The organism is Nonomuraea sp. KM90, from assembly GCF_052246675.1.
Taxonomy (GTDB): Bacteria; Actinomycetota; Actinomycetes; order Streptosporangiales; family Streptosporangiaceae; genus Nonomuraea.
Map to the genome: position 1 here is coordinate 118,804 of NZ_JBQQCB010000001.1, position 13,214 is coordinate 132,017.

The 13,214-nt window shown below is 70.3% G+C and carries 29 protein-coding genes; 3 read left to right on the forward strand and 26 right to left on the reverse strand.

Annotation, left to right across the window (positions count from 1 at the left end; genetic code table 11):
* Nucleotides 1-38: 38 nt before the first annotated feature.
* The 25 genes from ACTWPW_RS00765 to ACTWPW_RS00885 all read right to left on the reverse strand — a co-directional run bounded on the left by ACTWPW_RS00765 (nt 39) and on the right by ACTWPW_RS00885 (nt 9,735).
* Entirely contained in the window at nt 39-497 is a 459-nt protein-coding gene (locus ACTWPW_RS00765; protein WP_443167656.1) for a hypothetical protein, read from the reverse strand.
* A complete protein-coding gene (locus ACTWPW_RS00770; protein ID WP_443167657.1) occupies nt 494-997 on the reverse strand; it encodes a hypothetical protein in 504 nt (167 codons plus the stop codon). Before ACTWPW_RS00770 ends, ACTWPW_RS00765 begins: the two co-directional genes overlap by 4 nt.
* Nucleotides 994-1,215 (reverse strand): hypothetical protein, encoded by a 222-nt coding sequence (locus ACTWPW_RS00775; RefSeq protein ID WP_443167658.1) that lies wholly within the window; start codon nt 1,213-1,215, stop codon nt 994-996. Before ACTWPW_RS00775 ends, ACTWPW_RS00770 begins: the two co-directional genes overlap by 4 nt.
* The gene (locus ACTWPW_RS00780) at nt 1,208-1,429 is read right to left on the reverse strand and encodes a hypothetical protein (RefSeq protein ID WP_443167659.1); all 222 of its coding nucleotides are present in this window, start codon (nt 1,427-1,429) and stop codon (nt 1,208-1,210) included. Before ACTWPW_RS00780 ends, ACTWPW_RS00775 begins: the two co-directional genes overlap by 8 nt.
* Nucleotides 1,426-1,578 carry a hypothetical protein gene (locus ACTWPW_RS00785; protein WP_443167660.1) on the reverse strand — a complete coding sequence of 51 codons (153 nt, stop codon included), beginning with the start codon at nt 1,576-1,578 and terminating at the stop codon, nt 1,426-1,428. The genes ACTWPW_RS00780 and ACTWPW_RS00785 overlap by 4 nt, the downstream gene beginning before the upstream one ends.
* Complete coding sequence (locus tag ACTWPW_RS00790) at nt 1,575-1,805, reverse strand: hypothetical protein (protein WP_443167661.1); 231 nt, start codon at nt 1,803-1,805, stop codon at nt 1,575-1,577. Before ACTWPW_RS00790 ends, ACTWPW_RS00785 begins: the two co-directional genes overlap by 4 nt.
* Entirely contained in the window at nt 1,802-2,743 is a 942-nt protein-coding gene (locus tag ACTWPW_RS00795; RefSeq protein WP_443167662.1) for a hypothetical protein, read from the reverse strand. The genes ACTWPW_RS00790 and ACTWPW_RS00795 overlap by 4 nt, the downstream gene beginning before the upstream one ends.
* Nucleotides 2,740-3,612, reverse strand: coding sequence for a PD-(D/E)XK nuclease-like domain-containing protein (locus ACTWPW_RS00800; protein WP_443167663.1), 873 nt, complete (start codon nt 3,610-3,612; stop codon nt 2,740-2,742). Before ACTWPW_RS00800 ends, ACTWPW_RS00795 begins: the two co-directional genes overlap by 4 nt.
* Entirely contained in the window at nt 3,612-3,908 is a 297-nt protein-coding gene (locus ACTWPW_RS00805; RefSeq protein ID WP_443167664.1) for a hypothetical protein, read from the reverse strand. The genes ACTWPW_RS00800 and ACTWPW_RS00805 overlap by 1 nt, the downstream gene beginning before the upstream one ends.
* A complete protein-coding gene (locus ACTWPW_RS00810) occupies nt 3,905-4,378 on the reverse strand; it encodes a hypothetical protein (protein ID WP_443167665.1) in 474 nt (157 codons plus the stop codon). Before ACTWPW_RS00810 ends, ACTWPW_RS00805 begins: the two co-directional genes overlap by 4 nt.
* Nucleotides 4,375-4,713, reverse strand: coding sequence for a hypothetical protein (locus tag ACTWPW_RS00815; RefSeq protein WP_443167666.1), 339 nt, complete (start codon nt 4,711-4,713; stop codon nt 4,375-4,377). Before ACTWPW_RS00815 ends, ACTWPW_RS00810 begins: the two co-directional genes overlap by 4 nt.
* A complete protein-coding gene (locus ACTWPW_RS00820) occupies nt 4,710-5,024 on the reverse strand; it encodes a hypothetical protein (protein ID WP_443167667.1) in 315 nt (104 codons plus the stop codon). Before ACTWPW_RS00820 ends, ACTWPW_RS00815 begins: the two co-directional genes overlap by 4 nt.
* The gene (locus ACTWPW_RS00825) at nt 5,024-5,428 is read right to left on the reverse strand and encodes a hypothetical protein (RefSeq protein WP_443167668.1); all 405 of its coding nucleotides are present in this window, start codon (nt 5,426-5,428) and stop codon (nt 5,024-5,026) included. Before ACTWPW_RS00825 ends, ACTWPW_RS00820 begins: the two co-directional genes overlap by 1 nt.
* On the reverse strand, nt 5,428-5,865 hold the full coding sequence (locus ACTWPW_RS00830; RefSeq protein WP_443167669.1) for a hypothetical protein: 438 nt from the start codon (nt 5,863-5,865) through the stop codon (nt 5,428-5,430). Before ACTWPW_RS00830 ends, ACTWPW_RS00825 begins: the two co-directional genes overlap by 1 nt.
* Nucleotides 5,862-6,119, reverse strand: coding sequence for a hypothetical protein (locus tag ACTWPW_RS00835; RefSeq protein WP_443167670.1), 258 nt, complete (start codon nt 6,117-6,119; stop codon nt 5,862-5,864). Before ACTWPW_RS00835 ends, ACTWPW_RS00830 begins: the two co-directional genes overlap by 4 nt.
* Entirely contained in the window at nt 6,116-6,406 is a 291-nt protein-coding gene (locus tag ACTWPW_RS00840) for a hypothetical protein (RefSeq protein WP_443167671.1), read from the reverse strand. The genes ACTWPW_RS00835 and ACTWPW_RS00840 overlap by 4 nt, the downstream gene beginning before the upstream one ends.
* Complete coding sequence (locus tag ACTWPW_RS00845) at nt 6,403-6,774, reverse strand: hypothetical protein (RefSeq protein WP_443167672.1); 372 nt, start codon at nt 6,772-6,774, stop codon at nt 6,403-6,405. The genes ACTWPW_RS00840 and ACTWPW_RS00845 overlap by 4 nt, the downstream gene beginning before the upstream one ends.
* Entirely contained in the window at nt 6,771-7,151 is a 381-nt protein-coding gene (locus tag ACTWPW_RS00850; RefSeq protein ID WP_443167673.1) for a hypothetical protein, read from the reverse strand. The genes ACTWPW_RS00845 and ACTWPW_RS00850 overlap by 4 nt, the downstream gene beginning before the upstream one ends.
* Nucleotides 7,151-7,519 carry a hypothetical protein gene (locus tag ACTWPW_RS00855; protein WP_443167674.1) on the reverse strand — a complete coding sequence of 123 codons (369 nt, stop codon included), beginning with the start codon at nt 7,517-7,519 and terminating at the stop codon, nt 7,151-7,153. Before ACTWPW_RS00855 ends, ACTWPW_RS00850 begins: the two co-directional genes overlap by 1 nt.
* The gene (locus ACTWPW_RS00860) at nt 7,519-8,148 is read right to left on the reverse strand and encodes a hypothetical protein (protein ID WP_443167675.1); all 630 of its coding nucleotides are present in this window, start codon (nt 8,146-8,148) and stop codon (nt 7,519-7,521) included. The genes ACTWPW_RS00855 and ACTWPW_RS00860 overlap by 1 nt, the downstream gene beginning before the upstream one ends.
* Nucleotides 8,145-8,345, reverse strand: a complete 201-nt coding sequence (gene bldC, locus ACTWPW_RS00865) for a developmental transcriptional regulator BldC (RefSeq protein ID WP_443167676.1) — start codon at nt 8,343-8,345, stop codon at nt 8,145-8,147. Before bldC ends, ACTWPW_RS00860 begins: the two co-directional genes overlap by 4 nt.
* Nucleotides 8,346-8,456: 111 nt before the next feature.
* Entirely contained in the window at nt 8,457-8,924 is a 468-nt protein-coding gene (locus ACTWPW_RS00870; protein ID WP_443167677.1) for a lamin tail domain-containing protein, read from the reverse strand.
* A 77-nt stretch (nt 8,925-9,001) separates the two neighbouring features.
* Nucleotides 9,002-9,208, reverse strand: a complete 207-nt coding sequence (locus ACTWPW_RS00875) for a hypothetical protein (RefSeq protein WP_443167678.1) — start codon at nt 9,206-9,208, stop codon at nt 9,002-9,004.
* A gap of 14 nt (nt 9,209-9,222) precedes the next feature.
* Nucleotides 9,223-9,390 (reverse strand): hypothetical protein, encoded by a 168-nt coding sequence (locus tag ACTWPW_RS00880; RefSeq protein WP_443167679.1) that lies wholly within the window; start codon nt 9,388-9,390, stop codon nt 9,223-9,225.
* Nucleotides 9,391-9,474: 84 nt separating this feature from the next.
* Nucleotides 9,475-9,735, reverse strand: coding sequence for a helix-turn-helix domain-containing protein (locus ACTWPW_RS00885; protein ID WP_443167680.1), 261 nt, complete (start codon nt 9,733-9,735; stop codon nt 9,475-9,477).
* A gap of 149 nt (nt 9,736-9,884) precedes the next feature.
* On the opposite strand from ACTWPW_RS00885, the gene ACTWPW_RS00890 reads away from it, so the two are divergent.
* The 3 genes from ACTWPW_RS00890 (at nt 9,885) to ACTWPW_RS00900 (ending at nt 11,703) form a co-directional block, all read left to right on the forward strand.
* Nucleotides 9,885-10,370 (forward strand): hypothetical protein, encoded by a 486-nt coding sequence (locus ACTWPW_RS00890; protein ID WP_443167681.1) that lies wholly within the window; start codon nt 9,885-9,887, stop codon nt 10,368-10,370.
* A gap of 110 nt (nt 10,371-10,480) precedes the next feature.
* Nucleotides 10,481-10,936: a hypothetical protein gene (locus ACTWPW_RS00895; RefSeq protein WP_443167682.1), complete on the forward strand. Its 456-nt coding sequence runs from the start codon at nt 10,481-10,483 to the stop codon at nt 10,934-10,936.
* Nucleotides 10,933-11,703 carry a hypothetical protein gene (locus ACTWPW_RS00900; protein ID WP_443167683.1) on the forward strand — a complete coding sequence of 257 codons (771 nt, stop codon included), beginning with the start codon at nt 10,933-10,935 and terminating at the stop codon, nt 11,701-11,703. The genes ACTWPW_RS00895 and ACTWPW_RS00900 overlap by 4 nt, the downstream gene beginning before the upstream one ends.
* Here ACTWPW_RS00900 and ACTWPW_RS00905 read toward each other — a convergent pair.
* Nucleotides 11,650-13,191, reverse strand: coding sequence for a recombinase family protein (locus ACTWPW_RS00905; protein ID WP_443167684.1), 1,542 nt, complete (start codon nt 13,189-13,191; stop codon nt 11,650-11,652). The two genes, ACTWPW_RS00900 and ACTWPW_RS00905, sit on opposite strands and share 54 nt — an antisense overlap.
* Nucleotides 13,192-13,214: the final 23 nt, after the last annotated feature.

Here is a 13,214-nt window from a genome sequence, read left to right on the forward strand (position 1 = left end):
GGTGAGCGTCGGCGCGGGCGCGGTACGCATGTACCGGGTCATGACTCGCTCCGGGTGTATCCAGCGGCCAAGATGGCGCGGGCGTTGGCCTCGGCTGTCGCCCACGGGTCGATCAGGGCCGTGAGCCGCTCGACCTCCTGGCGTTCCGCTTCCGCGCGCTGCCGTTCGGCTTCCGCCTCGACAAGGTCGGCGGCCGAGGCGTACCACGAGCACAGATCGCGGATGTCGTCAGGCGTCATCAACTCGCCAGGGGTGAGCAGCGTACGGACGTACCCGCCCTCCGTGACCCACGACATCTCGGGACTGAAGCGCGGCAGGAGGATGGGCGGCTCCTGCCTCGCGGCCTTGTACAGCTCGGCGACGATCGTCGGCAGGTCGGCGACCGCCACGAACGCGCCACTGTCCGAACTGACGAACGTGGCGGCCCCAGGCTCGACGTTGTCCGACTCGATGGTCAGGCGATCGCCCTCGCGGTCGGTGTAGGTGAACTTGCTCATCTCCCCTCCCGGGGGCGGATGCGGTAGGTGCGGTCGAGACTGATCGGCAGACCCGGCCAGGTGGGGCCGCTGCGGGCGACGCGGGCGCCCTTACCAAGCACCTGGTCGAGGCCGCCCACGTACGGCTCGAAGTGGGTGATCGGGTACTCGCGGCCGACGTGGACCAGCACGTCACCGACGGCCAGCTCGCCGCCGAGCACGGGCACTCCCCAGGCGGGGTCCTGCCAGCCGGGCGGGTGCGGCGAGTACGGCCGGATGTACATGCGGCCCATGCCCGGCGCCGGCCGCTGCTGCGGGTGCGACGACCGTTGCAGCTTCGGCCTGACTTCGGCCTTCGTCTTGGCCGCGACCGGGCCGCGCTTGGCGGCCTTGAGCTTCGCGCTGTGTAGGCGGCATGCCTCCCGGCAGGCGTCGCACATCTCGACCTCGCGGTGCAGGTGCTGCTTGTAGCCGCCCCAGGTGCCGTGCTTGATTCCTTCGGCCTGGCCCTTGACGCTCACGACTCACCCCGCCAGAGCTGCTCGTACTCCTCGGCACGCCGGAACTCGGCCTCGTAGTCGCGGAGCGTTCGCTTGTCGGCGCGGTGACGGCGCCAACGCCGGACGTCGGCCCGCAGCTCACGTACGGCCCTGGCCAGCGCCTTGCAGGCGGCGACCTCGATGAGGCCCAGCACGCCGCACATGAACAGGAAGGCCAGGACGCGGCCGATCTCAGCCATCGGCCACCCCCGCAGCCGCGCGCCACGCCTTGATCTCGGGGTCGTCGAGGTAGCCCGCCCCGTGCCCGGTCAGCGCCGTGGCGGCGACCAGGGCGAGCGTCGCGTGCGCCTGGGCCTCGGCTATGGAGTCCGTCGCCCTGTCGTCACCGTGGGGAAGGTCGGCAACGTAGGTGAGGAGCTTCTCAGCCTCGCGGTAGTGCTCCGGTCCGGTCACTTCTTGCCTCCCTTCGGCTCGGGCTTCGGCTTGGGCATGGTGCGGACGGTGCGGCCGGTCCTGATGGCCTCGACGCGAACGTCGTCGCTGACCTCTTCGGCCAGGTGCATCAGCGCGTCGATCAGGTCGTTGGGCTCGCTGGTGCTCACGCGCCCTCCTCAGCCGGGTCGATCCACTGGACGCGGGTCTTGCCGCCGTGACCGTGAATGGCCTCCACGTCGCCGATGGAGCCGTAGATGGCGGTCGAGGTGCGCTCCGACAGCCAGCGCAGCGCCACGGAGCCGTCGCTGAACTCGACGCCCTCGACGATCACGCCGGTGCCCGAGACTCCGGTCTCGTCTTCCAGACGGAACAGGTGGAAACGGCGCGGGATCATGCGCCCTCCCCTGGCCTCACGGCGGCCGGCCAGCCGTCATCGCCCTCGGCGGGCGAGTCGGCTGCGGGCGGCTCCGGTGCAGTGGGGGTCGCAGCTGGGGACTGATCGCTCTTGCCTGCCTTGGCCTTCGCCGTCCTGCCGACCACCTCATCGGTGCTCACGCGCGGCGGCGGGAACTCCTCCTCGATCCGCAGCTCGCCGCGGCGCAGGCTGTTGAAGGTGATGCCGAGCTGGGCGACGTCGTACTCGGTCCACTTCGCCGTCGGCCGGCCGACCCGCGTCTCCAGCTGGTCGGCCGTGACGCCGAGGCCCTCGAACATGGCGACCGCGTCAGCGATGCGCTGCGGGAGCGGCTTGCCGCCGCCGTCGGAGAGCGTCTTGTGAGCGAGGTCCTTGGCCTCCTCGACGAACCAGGGCGGGAGGATGGAGAAGATGACCTCGCGCAGGCGGCGTGCGCCCATGTTGGCGTTGTTCTCGTAGATGTCGCGCATGTCGGTGAGGGGCTTGGGCCCGCCGGAGACGTCGCGCTTGTGCGGCACGATGAACGTCGTCGAGCTGCGGGAGTTGGTCTGGACGTCCCACGCCCACGCCTGCATCTCGCTCTGGTGGTAGTCGTCGTCCCGTCGGAGCTCGACGATCCCGTACTGAACGTTGCCCCAGCAGCGGGCGAGTTCGCGCGCCATATGCACGCTTGGGCCGTTCACGGTTGTAGTGCCGCGCCGGTAGCTGTAGAACGCCCGGTCGGCCAGGCCCTTCTGTGCGCACGACTGGCGCATCTCACGCTGCGCGACCTGGATGTCACGCGGGCACTGCTGGGCGACGATCACGGCTGCCTGGACCTCGGCGACCGCCCGGGACTGCTCAACCGCTGTCCCCTGCCCGACGCGGCCAGGCGCGGCCAGGCGCTGCTGCATCGGGGCGATGTCGCGCGTGCTCACGAAGCCTCCTGAAGGAAGTGGTTCTCCGCCCAGCCGGGCAGGGAGATGAGTTCGATGTCGTCGCTGTGCGCGGGCCAGTGATCGGTCGCCACGCACTCGGCGTAGACCTCCAGCGCCTGGCGATTGCGCTCGCGGCCGACGCGGAGCGCACTCCGCGTCAGCTCGACGACGGTGATCAGGTAGGGGGCGTCCTTGGACTGGACGACGAACAGGAAAGCCGGGTCCTCGCCGAGCCCGAGCGCCTCAGCGCCGGTGTTGTACCAGTCGGCCTGCTGGTAGTAGCCGAACTGGTAGACGGTGCGGGCGATGGCGCCGGGGTCGGCGGAGTGGCTGGTCTTGTAGTCGGGGATGATGAGCCGGCCGTCGCCGTGGTGCGGTAGCCAGTCGAGGCGGGCGCGCCGCCACACTCCGGTTGGCCGGTCCTGCCAGATGAGGGTCTGCTCGGGCAGGCCGTGCTCGGGGTCGAACAGGGCGCTGGCGATGCGGTGGCGGCGGATGGCGTCGGCCATGTCGTGCACCTGCTGGTACTCGCCTGGCTTGAGCGGGATGGCGCCGTCGGCGCGGACGGCCGCCACCTCCTCCTTGACCTTCTTGGTGTCCCACCGTTCGGCGTCGATGCGCATGAGCTCGGGGCCGCTGCCGAGCACCAGCTTGTGCGCCGCGTGCCCGATGTCGAACTGCTTCTTGGGTGCGGGCGGGTTGTCGCGCTCGTGCTTGAAGATGGCGGGGCAGTGGGGCGGCAGGAGTTTGCGGGCGCCGCTGGACGACAGAGAGCCGCCTTCGACGGGGTCGAGGTGGTACAGCCCGTCGGGCATGTCGTAGACGCCGGCCTCGCTGACCTTCTCCGCCAGCTCGAGCCCAGTCCCCATCACACGTCACCTGCCTCGATGTACTCGCCAGCCAGCAGACCGATCAGGGCGAGGTTCTGGGGATCTACGTCGGGGCGCTCAGTAGCCAGCGCGCTGAGATGGGAGGCGGCTCGCATGGTGACCCAGCCGACGATGGTCGGGTCGAGGTCGGGGAATTCCGAGCGGAGGTGGCCGCCGACATCACCGGCCAGGTCGCGGATGGCATCCCGCAGTTCGTCGTTCAGGTCGGCCTTGAGTCCGTCGATGACCTCGCGGGTCTTCGTGTCCCAGCCGGGCCACAGCGGTGCGTACGTCATGCCCCGCACCCCGCAGCACATCCGGGCTCGCACGGCTCCCCGGCGGCCATGCGGGTCATCTCGGGCTCGTCAGGCCAGGCCAGGCCGAACCCGGCCGCGAACGCCTTGACCATGGGCGCGCCATACTGCCCGTACTCGACGGCGGCCATCGCCGCCACCACGTCGTCGCGACAGAGCAGCCAGGCGAACTCGCCGAGCTTGTCTACGGAACGGCTCGCGGAGATGCCACGGTGGTCGCGGATCTTTCCGAGCGCGAAGCCGTAGTACGCCTTCGCCTGGGCCAGAATGCTGGGGTGGTCGAGGGCGGGCCGCCACTCATCGGCGGTCACGTCCGGCTTGAGGAACTCGCGGGCGTGCTCGAAGCCGAGCGCGTCGATGAGGACCTCTCGGCGGAAACCGAACCAGTCTTCGGTGGCGACTTCGGCGATGCGGGCAACGATCTCTTCCTGCGTGCGGACGGCGGCGCTCATGACTGGCCGCCCTTCAGGATGGTGTCGATGATGCGGCGGCCCGGGTTGTTCGGGCTCTCGCCCTCGTTGGCCTGGTCCAGCTTCAGCAGTCCGGCCAGCCCGGTGGGCAGGGTGACGCTGTGCTTGGCCAGTTCCGCTTCGAGCGCCTCGACGGTCGGCACCTCCGCCGGCATGACGCCGACCCAGAACACCTCGACCTCATCGTCTTCGAGGTCTCCGGAGGTCGGCGGGTCGAAGGCCATGCCGAAGAAGGTGCTGAGCGGGGCGTCCCACCCGACGGTCGTCTCGCGGCCGCGGGGCGAGCCAGGGGAGCTGGGGATGATGCGGCGGCTCATCGGCTTCCGCCCTTCGCGAGAGCCTTGCGCAGGCGGCGCGTGGCGCTGCTGACCCGGTTGGCCAGCAGGAGGCGGCGCTCACGCATGGTGTGCCGGATGCTGCGTTCGACCCGGGCGCCGCCGGTGCGGAGCGGCTTCATCCACTCCTCCGGCGTCATCTCCTTGCGCGCCTGGTCGTACGCCGCGACGTCGGCCGCCGTAATCGCGGGCATGCTGGACGTCGCGGGCTCGGGGTTGATCGGCGGCGATTCGCGCCGCACGGGCCGCATGGGTTCGGTGAGTGCCTCGGTGGCGCGGTGTTTGCCAGCCATCAGAGCTCGCCCTCCTCTTCGGGGTCGCGCTGCGCGTCGGCCAGAGCAGCGACGCGCTCGACGGCGGCGTCGAGCTTGGGGTCGGGTGCGGCGATCTGCTCGGCGAAGGTGGGCTCCGGCGCCGGAGTGGGGTCCTGAACCGGCGCCGGAGGGTCTGCGGTGTGGGCGTCCTCCTCGTGCTGGAGGCGCGCCTCGATGGCGGCCAGGTCCGACTCCCAGAAGCCGGCCTGGGCGGAGATGACTCGGGCGAGCTCGCGGGCTGCCCTGACTTTGGTGACGTCGCCGATGGAGACGGTGGCGCGGAAGGGTCCGTAGTCGAACGTGGACCACTTCTCGTCGAGGCGGTGCACGATCTCGTCGGGCGCGATGGTCACGTAGATGTGGCCGGTGAGCTGGACTTCCATCAGGACGACTCCGGGCAGGTGGTGGTGTGGATGCCGCCGGGCACGGGCGCGCCGCAGGGGCAGAGGTGAACGCCGCGGTCGATCAGTTCGGCCTCGATGGCGGACCTGATCACGCGCTCCAGCTGCACGGCGGTGCCCGCGTTGGCGTACGCGGTCATGTCGTTGTGCATGGCGATCAGCTCGTCGGTGGCGAGCTGGCGCGCGTTGGCCGCGATCACGGCCCACGGGTCGGGGTCGTCGTCCACCACGGCAGACCTGGCCTTGGCCCGTCGCGGAGTCCGAATGATCAGCCGGAGCAACGTAACGAGCACGGCCAGACTGCCGACACCGATGGCGATCGACCACGGGAGTGGGCTCGTCATGGCCCAGATCGGGCCGCCGATCAGCACGATCATGTAGGCGATCGACAGCAGCGCGACGCGGAGATTGGCGTTCACCAGCGCACCCCCACCCGGATGAGCAGCGTCAGCGCGGCGCCGGCGGCGGCGACGACCCCGGCGGGTGACCAGCCGTAGCCGATCGCCCAGCCGGTCGCGGCGGACGCCTGGGCGAGGCCGGCCACGAGGAGGAGGCCGGGCCCGAACCGACGCGGCAGGCGGAAGGCGAACCCGCGCCTCCGGGTCGGCCGGTGGCGGCCCGTCACGCGCGGCTGCTGGCCGGTGGTGCGCACGAGGTCCGCGAGCGCGGTCATGACCCCTCCACGGTGTTCAGGAGGGCGGCCAGCTCAGGCGAGTCCCAGCCCGCGTACCGCGTCTCGTGCTCGGCCCGGGCCACGGCGGACTCCAGGTCGCGGTCGCGGCCGGCCAGCGGTCGCCACTCCCCCGCTTCCAGCCGGAAGGCCAGGTACGTCATCGAGCGGTGATCGTGCGGGGTGGCGGAGACGACGACATCGAGCGTGCCGCCGGGCCGGTGGCCGATGTACTCGGCGCTGTACGTCTCGTGATCGCCGACGAGAGTGCGGCACGCGGTGAGGATCATGCCGCCTCCTCGCACAGCTCGGCGACGATGAGGCGCAGGTCGGGCAGCGTATTGCCTGCGTAGAAGAGCCGCCCGGCCTGGTCGTCGCTCAGCCCGAGAACCTGCTCAGCGCGGAACTCCGCGTGGACCAGGCGCACCGATGAGTCGCTCTCGGGGGCGAAGCTGCGCGCCTCGCCCGGCTCGGCGATCAACGCCTCACCAAGGGCCGCGTCCGCGTTGTCGGAGTACCAACGGCCGCCCGCGAGCTGAACCGCCCACCCGGCAAAGCACAGGCCGGTCCCACACCGGTACTGCTTCTGGTCCCACTCGCTCGGGTTGGCCTCGATGTGGGCGAGGGTCTGCTTGAGCAGCTGCGCGTTGATCGTCATGCCGCCGCCTCCGAGCACAGGTCGCTGACGATCGTGTAGAGGCGGGGCAGGTCGTTGCCCACGTGGAAGAGGCGGCGGGCCTGCGGCTCGTCCAGCCCCAGGACGCGGCGTGCCCGGATCGGCACCGGAACCCCGCGCAGCAGCGGGCCGTCCCAGCCCTCAGCCGCGCCATACACCAGCACGTCGCCCTTGCGGTCGCCTCGCACCGGCTTGAGCACCCGCGCCAGCGCGTGGTGCGGGTCCTGGACCGCCCACCGGCCGCCCGCCAGGATCACGGCGTGCCCGGCGAAGCAGTCCCTCCAGGAGCCCTGGTGCCAGTCGGTGCGGTTCCGGTCGATGTGCGTGAGCGTCGTCATGAGCAGCTCGGCGTTCGGCATCACGCCACCTCGCACAGGTCGTGGATGGCCTGCCGGAGGTCATCGAGGCTGTTGTCCGGGGCGAACAGCCTCCTGCCCTGGCGCTCCGTGATGCCGAGCAGCCGAGCAGCGCGCTCCCACACCCAGACGGCCTCGACGACCTGGCCGCCGGGCAGCAGGAGGAACCGCTGGTCGCACACCTCGATCTCGTCGGCCGTGGCCACGACAGCGAGGCTCGCCATCTCGGTGACGTCGTCGGTCACCCACTGGCCACCCGACGCGGTGACGACGTGGGCGGCCAGGCAGCGACGCCAGTCGCCCTGATCCCAGCTCTCGGGATGCGACGCGACGTGGTGGAACGCACTCTTGAGAAGGGTCACGTTGGCCATCACGCGGCCTCCGCCCTGGACAGGCGATCCATCGCGGCCGGGTCAACCGGGTCGATGTAGTCGACGCCGAGCCGGTCGGCCACCACGCGGGCGTGAGCGCGCAGCCGCTTGGTCGCGATACCGCGCTCGCCGCCGTGGAACATCGGCGGCTCGTCCGGCCGCCACTCCATGACCTCCAGCGGCGCGCGGCCGTCCGGCAGCGCCTCGCCGAGGATCAGCTCGTCGTCCGGGACGACGCGGATGGTGACGTGGCGCACCTGGCCGATCAGATCGGCGACCTGCTCGCGGAGCGCGTCGAGACCGTTGATGCCGTCGAAGAGGGCGTACGCCTGGTCGTCGTCGAGCCCGAGCACCCGCCTCGCCCGATCGTGGACGGAGACGAAGCGCGACCCGTCGCGCGCCACCATGGCGAGCTCGTCGTCCTCGGCAGCCAGGAGCATGCCGCGCGGGTCGAGGGCCTGGCCGCCAGCGAGGCGGGCGGCGTGGTTGGCGAAGCAGGCAGCGTAGGTGCGCTGGTTCCAGTCGTCGGGGTTCGCCTCGATGTGCGCCAGCGTCTTGCGGAGCAGCACGGCGTGGGGCGTTGGCCCCGTGATGAGAGCCTCGGCGGTGATCCTCTGGCAGGTCATCATGCACCCGCCTGCTGCGGCCCGCCGGCCAGCAGGGCGCGCACTTCGATCTCGCGGTAGCGCCGGTGACCGCCGAGGGTGCGGATCGACGTGAGCTTGCCGGCCTTGGCCCACCGGGTAACGGTCTTGGGGTCGACCCTGAACATGGTCGCGACCTCAGCGGGGGTGAGCAGTGCCTCGTGCTGCGGGGTGGTGGCCATTGGAGGTGTCCTTCCGAATGAGAGGTGGAGCGGTAGGGTGAGATCGCCGGGGTGTCCTTCCGGCGGGCCCGGGCTGGTTGCACAGCCCGGGCCTTATGCGTGCTCGGGGTGCTACGGCCGGATCGTGAAGTCGTTCCAGCTCACGCGGTCGATGCGGTTGCCGCCGCACTCCAAGGTCACGCTGTCCGTGGAGTTGCCGTACTGGTGGCTGGTGCGGTTCCAGTAGAGGTTGGGACCGGTGTTCCACCACGAAGCCGGGTTCACCGACGGGCTCTTGCCGGTGCGGACGTACACATACGCGCCCGCCGCGAGGTTGAAGCTGGACGGGAACCGGTACGTGTGGCCGGTCAGGTCCTCCAGCGTGCAGCCGGTCATCGAGGCCGACTCGGCACCCAGGTTCTTGACCTGGATGGACTCCTGGTAGGCGTTGGCCGCCGTGTCCACGCCCTTGACGTTGTTGTCCACGCGGGTGATCTGGACCTTGCCCGTGGCCTGCTCGTCAGCCGACGCGGCGGAGACACCGAAGGTCAGCCCGAGGGCGGCCACGACGGCGACGAGCGAAAGGATCAGCTTCTTCATCTCGATCTTTCTGTGAGGTTGGGACCGGTGACCCGGCCATGTGCCGCCCCATCTGGAGCGGACGACTGTGGGCCCGCTCAGACGGCGGGGAGGTACGCGGCGCGGCGAACCCGGCGGGCCGCGCTCAACGCCCGGGCGGCGGCCGACCGGCTCTCGCGGGCGAACGCGGCGTCGGCCGACTGGTGGTTCCGCTTGTGCTTGACGCGGCGCCGCTGCGGCGCGGTGAGCTGTCCGCGGCCGGTCTGCACGAAGTAGTTGGTGATGCGGGCGGTGTCGTCGAGCATCGGAGTCCTCCGAGTCATGCCGCCTTTTGAGCGGGACGGAAGTTCTTGGCGCGCTCTGCGCGGACGGCGCGGAGGCGGGGGGCGAAGACGCGGGAAAGGACCTCAAGCTCCTCGGCGGAGAAGGGGCCCCAGTCGTCGGCGATCTGCTGCGCGTAGGCGAGGACCGCCGGGTCGCGGGTCATAGGTCCGCCTGACAGTTCCGACACTTGCGACGCGAAGGCTCGTTGCCGGTGCCGCAGTAGCCGCAGCGCTTCAGCGGCTGCTGGTCAGGCTGCGGGCTGCGAGTGCGTCGGATTCTCCTCACGGCGGCCCACCTCCTCCGGCATGAGATCGGCGATCTGGCAGTTGAGGGCCTGCGCCAGGCGCTCCAGCACGGGGGGCGATGCGTTGTTGTGACCGCGCTCGATCCTCGACAGCGCGCTCTTGCTGATGCCGACACGGCGGGCGAGTTCTTGTGCCTCCAGGCCCGCCGCGACGCGGCGGCGCCGGAGCCGGACTGGGTCGTGGTCGAGGCGGCGCTCTTGCATGGAGGTAAAACTACGCACAACCGAAGAGAACTGCAATGCAGATCTCTGCTTTTTTCTTCAGGTAAGACGGGTCTTACCCGCATGCCATGTTCTGACCAGCTCAGTTGACTAGAGTTTCGTGTAGTTTCCCCGCGAGAACAGGGCAGAACATGAGCACGGCAGAGCAGGCACCACCTGAGGGCCGCCTCATCCGAGTAGCCCGCAAAGCCCGAGGTCTGACCGTCAAGAAGGCCGTCGACCTGGTCCGCGAACGCGCACCCGACATCCGCCTCGGCGAGTCGAGGTGGTACCACATCGAGGGCGGAACCGAAGGAAAAGACAAGATCGTCATCGCCCCCGAGGACACCCTCGCCCACATGGCCCACGTGGTGGGCCTCACCCCGGACCGGCTCACGGAGGTGGGCCGCGAGGACGCGGCGGAAGTCCTGGAGGAGATCATCCGGCAGGAGGCCAGTGCGCAGTCGGCGCCCTCGACCACCCCCGCCGACTCTCAGCTGGCCCAAATCCTGCGCACCTGGCCGCGACTGCAGCAGTGGCAACGGAACACCGTGGCCGGCGTCCTGGAGCAACTTCTCAGCCAATCCCCAGAAACGGCAGGTAAACCCGCGCGAGCGGAGGAGCGTCGCACAGGGTAACAAAGACGTCACAACTACGTGCGAGGGCTAGAAAGTGACGCCCGTGAGGATTGCTATGGATGCCGACGCCTGGGACGCATAACACCTCAACGGGGAGGCCAGACCGTCACATGCACCCTCAGCACCATGAGCCCGCGGGGGGCGAGCTCACAACCGAACACCTCATCACCACCCTCCAGGCGCGCGCACGGCGCGCCACCACGGCCGCACGCTGGGCCGCACGCTACCGCTCCAAAATCGAGGAGTTGCGCACCGAACTCGCCGCGGCAATCGCCGAGCGTGCCGTCCTGCATGAGGAGGTCGTCTTCTGGCGACGACAGGCAGCCCAGATCGTCGGCCTGGACCCCGACGACACGCCGCCGCGTAACTACGTCGAGGCGCTTCGCACCGCGCAGCTGGAGCCATACCGCGCCGTAAACGTCGACATCGACGGCCTTCCGTGGATCATCGGCTTCCGCCGGCATCAGGGTGCCAAGCCGGACCCGCTGCGCGAGCTCACCGCCTGGCAGCAGCTGGTCGCCGCCGTGCGTGAGGCGCGCGGCGGCAGCACGGCGGCTGAGGCATGATCTCCCGGCTACCCCGCATCGTCTACGGACCACTCCCCGCAGGTCAGGACTGGAGCATTGCCAGGGAGAACGACGAGCGGATCATCATCATCAACGAGGCACTCGACAACGGCGACCGCAAGGCCGCCCGGCGGGCCGCCCTCGCCGCCACACGACAGGGCCCGCTCGCCTGGCTGCCCGTGCCCGTGCTGCTCGGCATCAACTGGACGGAGCGCCAAGTCCGCGGCCCATTCGGTTCCGCGGCCATCGCCAGCACCATGACCGTGGGCGCCTTGTACGGCGTCGGCCAACTGCGCAACGGCGAACAGCCCCTGGCGGAACCGCCGCCTTCCGTTGTCACGGTCCACGTCACGCCGACCGCCGACCCGACCACGCCGCCGCCATCGGCGCGACCCACCCGCACCCGACCGCCCGAGACGCGCGCCGGGGACCGCGGGGACACCACAGCGCAGCCCACCAGGCCGGCGCCCACCGGCTCCCCACCACGGGGCGACCCAGCACCCACGCAGCGCCCCTCACGCACACCCCCGGCGCCGGACCCGACCACACCCGGGTCAGCAGCCGAGGAGGCCGAGGAGCCGACCCCCACCCCACCCACCACCGCCGACGACCCGCCCACCACCCAGGCCGAAACGGAGGAGACGGAGACACCGGCCGCGACAGAGGATCCGCCTCAACCGGCCGCCACCGAGGCCGCATGCGGCGGGATCGGACTAGACGCCGATCTCGGCGGCCTCGGCGACCTCGACCTCTGCCTGCTCGGCTGATTGAGAACGGGCCCGGCGCCGCACGATCACGGAATCCTGCGGCGCCACGGCTCGCTGTCCCTTCCCGACGCGGAGGATCCGCACCTCGAGGAGGCCGCGCACGACTTCGCGCCGTTCCGGGATGGACATGGCCTTCCAGGCCGCCTCGACCTCCTCCGGCGTGTCCCTGATCAGGCCCCGCAGGTTCGGCGGGATCCGCACGTTCTCGATGCGGCGCTCCAGCGCCCTGATGTCGGGCAGCATCGCGGCCTCCACGGCGGCCAGCCCTTCGGGCGTCAGCTTCCGCTTGGCCGCCATCGCATAGTGGCCCTTGAGCGCCGTCTTCAGCTCCACCAGCTCGCCCTGGAGGCGCTCCAGCTGGGCGAGCGCCTGCTCATCGTCCGAGCCAGCCCACTGGGCGGCGTCGGGGCGGGACAGACGGACGAACAGCACGGTCTCGACGACCTGGTCCACCTTCCGGATCGCGCGGCCGACATGAAACCCCGGTTCACCATCGCTCCCGTTGGCGACGCACGCGTACAGCTGGTAGCCGCCGTTCTTCAGGTACTTCACCGGGGACTCGCACACGTCGCAGATCGCGATCCCGGTCAGGAGGTACTTCACTGCGGAGTCCCTGCTGTGCCTGCGCCGTGGGTCGGTGAGCACGGCCTGCGCGCGGTTCCACGCCTTGCGGTCTTCCGGATCGGCGACGATGGGCGGCCAGATCGCCGGGTAGTAGGTCGTCGCGCCCGTCTCCTCGATGCGGTGCGACCGCTCACCGAGGTAGGCCCGGTTCATCGCGATGCGGCGCACCGTGTTCCGGGCCCAGGCGCCGCCCTTCGGCGAAGGGACCCCGCGGGCGGTGAGGTCGTTGGCGATGGCCATTACCGGTTCCCCTGCCGCAACCCGCCGGACAATTTCCAGGATGACCTGCGCGCACTCAGGGATGGCCACGACGGCCTCCAGATCGCCCGTCTCGGCGTTGTAGAGCCGCCGGTACCCGTAGGTGCCAGGACCGTGCGGGCGGCCCTTCACGGCGTTACCTCGGGTCGTGACGAGGACCTGGCCGCGCAGCTGCTCCACCTGGTCCTCGGCGAGCAACGCGTCCAGGCCTGTCATCAGCCGGTCCTCGCGCTTGGACAGGTCATAGACGCGGCCGCCCCAGCACCACAACACGCCGTGTTCCCAGCAGGTGTCCCGCAGCCGCACGTAGATGGCCAGGTCGCGCTGGAGCCGCGACGACTCCCGGCAGATCACCACGTCCCCGCGCTGGACCCGGCCACGCTCGATGTCGGCCACCAGGCGCTCGAAGTCCTCCCGGTCGTGCGTGCGGTAGCGCGACGCCGAGCGGGAGTCGTCGACGTACTCGTCACCGATCGGCCAGTCGCGCGACGCGGCTTGCTCGCGCGCCCACTCCAGCTGGGTGGTCACCGACGACCCGAGGTACTCGGGGTCGTTCCTCTTCCGGCGATACTTCGACTTGCGCACGTACGGCCACGCGGTCGGCATGAGGTCCTCCAGACAGCACGAAG

Excerpts from the sequence above, each read along its gene's own strand:
- ACTWPW_RS00765 (WP_443167656.1), bottom strand. The coding sequence starts at position 497 with ATGAGCAAGTTCACCTACACCGACCGCGAGGGCGATCGCCTGACCATC.
- ACTWPW_RS00775 (WP_443167658.1), bottom strand. The coding sequence starts at position 1,215 with ATGGCTGAGATCGGCCGCGTCCTGGCCTTCCTGTTCATGTGCGGCGTG.
- ACTWPW_RS00790 (WP_443167661.1), bottom strand. The coding sequence starts at position 1,805 with ATGATCCCGCGCCGTTTCCACCTGTTCCGTCTGGAAGACGAGACCGGA.
- ACTWPW_RS00800 (WP_443167663.1), bottom strand. The coding sequence starts at position 3,612 with ATGGGGACTGGGCTCGAGCTGGCGGAGAAGGTCAGCGAGGCCGGCGTC.
- ACTWPW_RS00805 (WP_443167664.1), bottom strand. The coding sequence starts at position 3,908 with ATGACGTACGCACCGCTGTGGCCCGGCTGGGACACGAAGACCCGCGAG.
- ACTWPW_RS00810 (WP_443167665.1), bottom strand. The coding sequence starts at position 4,378 with ATGAGCGCCGCCGTCCGCACGCAGGAAGAGATCGTTGCCCGCATCGCC.
- ACTWPW_RS00815 (WP_443167666.1), bottom strand. The coding sequence starts at position 4,713 with ATGAGCCGCCGCATCATCCCCAGCTCCCCTGGCTCGCCCCGCGGCCGC.
- ACTWPW_RS00820 (WP_443167667.1), bottom strand. The coding sequence starts at position 5,024 with ATGGCTGGCAAACACCGCGCCACCGAGGCACTCACCGAACCCATGCGG.
- ACTWPW_RS00825 (WP_443167668.1), bottom strand. The coding sequence starts at position 5,428 with ATGGAAGTCCAGCTCACCGGCCACATCTACGTGACCATCGCGCCCGAC.
- ACTWPW_RS00835 (WP_443167670.1), bottom strand. The coding sequence starts at position 6,119 with ATGACCGCGCTCGCGGACCTCGTGCGCACCACCGGCCAGCAGCCGCGC.
- ACTWPW_RS00840 (WP_443167671.1), bottom strand. The coding sequence starts at position 6,406 with ATGATCCTCACCGCGTGCCGCACTCTCGTCGGCGATCACGAGACGTAC.
- ACTWPW_RS00845 (WP_443167672.1), bottom strand. The coding sequence starts at position 6,774 with ATGACGATCAACGCGCAGCTGCTCAAGCAGACCCTCGCCCACATCGAG.
- ACTWPW_RS00850 (WP_443167673.1), bottom strand. The coding sequence starts at position 7,151 with ATGCCGAACGCCGAGCTGCTCATGACGACGCTCACGCACATCGACCGG.
- ACTWPW_RS00855 (WP_443167674.1), bottom strand. The coding sequence starts at position 7,519 with ATGGCCAACGTGACCCTTCTCAAGAGTGCGTTCCACCACGTCGCGTCG.
- ACTWPW_RS00860 (WP_443167675.1), bottom strand. The coding sequence starts at position 8,148 with ATGATGACCTGCCAGAGGATCACCGCCGAGGCTCTCATCACGGGGCCA.
- bldC (WP_443167676.1), bottom strand. The coding sequence starts at position 8,345 with ATGGCCACCACCCCGCAGCACGAGGCACTGCTCACCCCCGCTGAGGTC.
- ACTWPW_RS00870 (WP_443167677.1), bottom strand. The coding sequence starts at position 8,924 with ATGAAGAAGCTGATCCTTTCGCTCGTCGCCGTCGTGGCCGCCCTCGGG.
- ACTWPW_RS00875 (WP_443167678.1), bottom strand. The coding sequence starts at position 9,208 with ATGCTCGACGACACCGCCCGCATCACCAACTACTTCGTGCAGACCGGC.
- ACTWPW_RS00880 (WP_443167679.1), bottom strand. The coding sequence starts at position 9,390 with ATGACCCGCGACCCGGCGGTCCTCGCCTACGCGCAGCAGATCGCCGAC.
- ACTWPW_RS00885 (WP_443167680.1), bottom strand. The coding sequence starts at position 9,735 with ATGCAAGAGCGCCGCCTCGACCACGACCCAGTCCGGCTCCGGCGCCGC.
- ACTWPW_RS00890 (WP_443167681.1), top strand. The coding sequence starts at position 9,885 with ATGAGCACGGCAGAGCAGGCACCACCTGAGGGCCGCCTCATCCGAGTA.
- ACTWPW_RS00895 (WP_443167682.1), top strand. The coding sequence starts at position 10,481 with ATGCACCCTCAGCACCATGAGCCCGCGGGGGGCGAGCTCACAACCGAA.
- ACTWPW_RS00900 (WP_443167683.1), top strand. The coding sequence starts at position 10,933 with ATGATCTCCCGGCTACCCCGCATCGTCTACGGACCACTCCCCGCAGGT.
- ACTWPW_RS00905 (WP_443167684.1), bottom strand. The coding sequence starts at position 13,191 with ATGCCGACCGCGTGGCCGTACGTGCGCAAGTCGAAGTATCGCCGGAAG.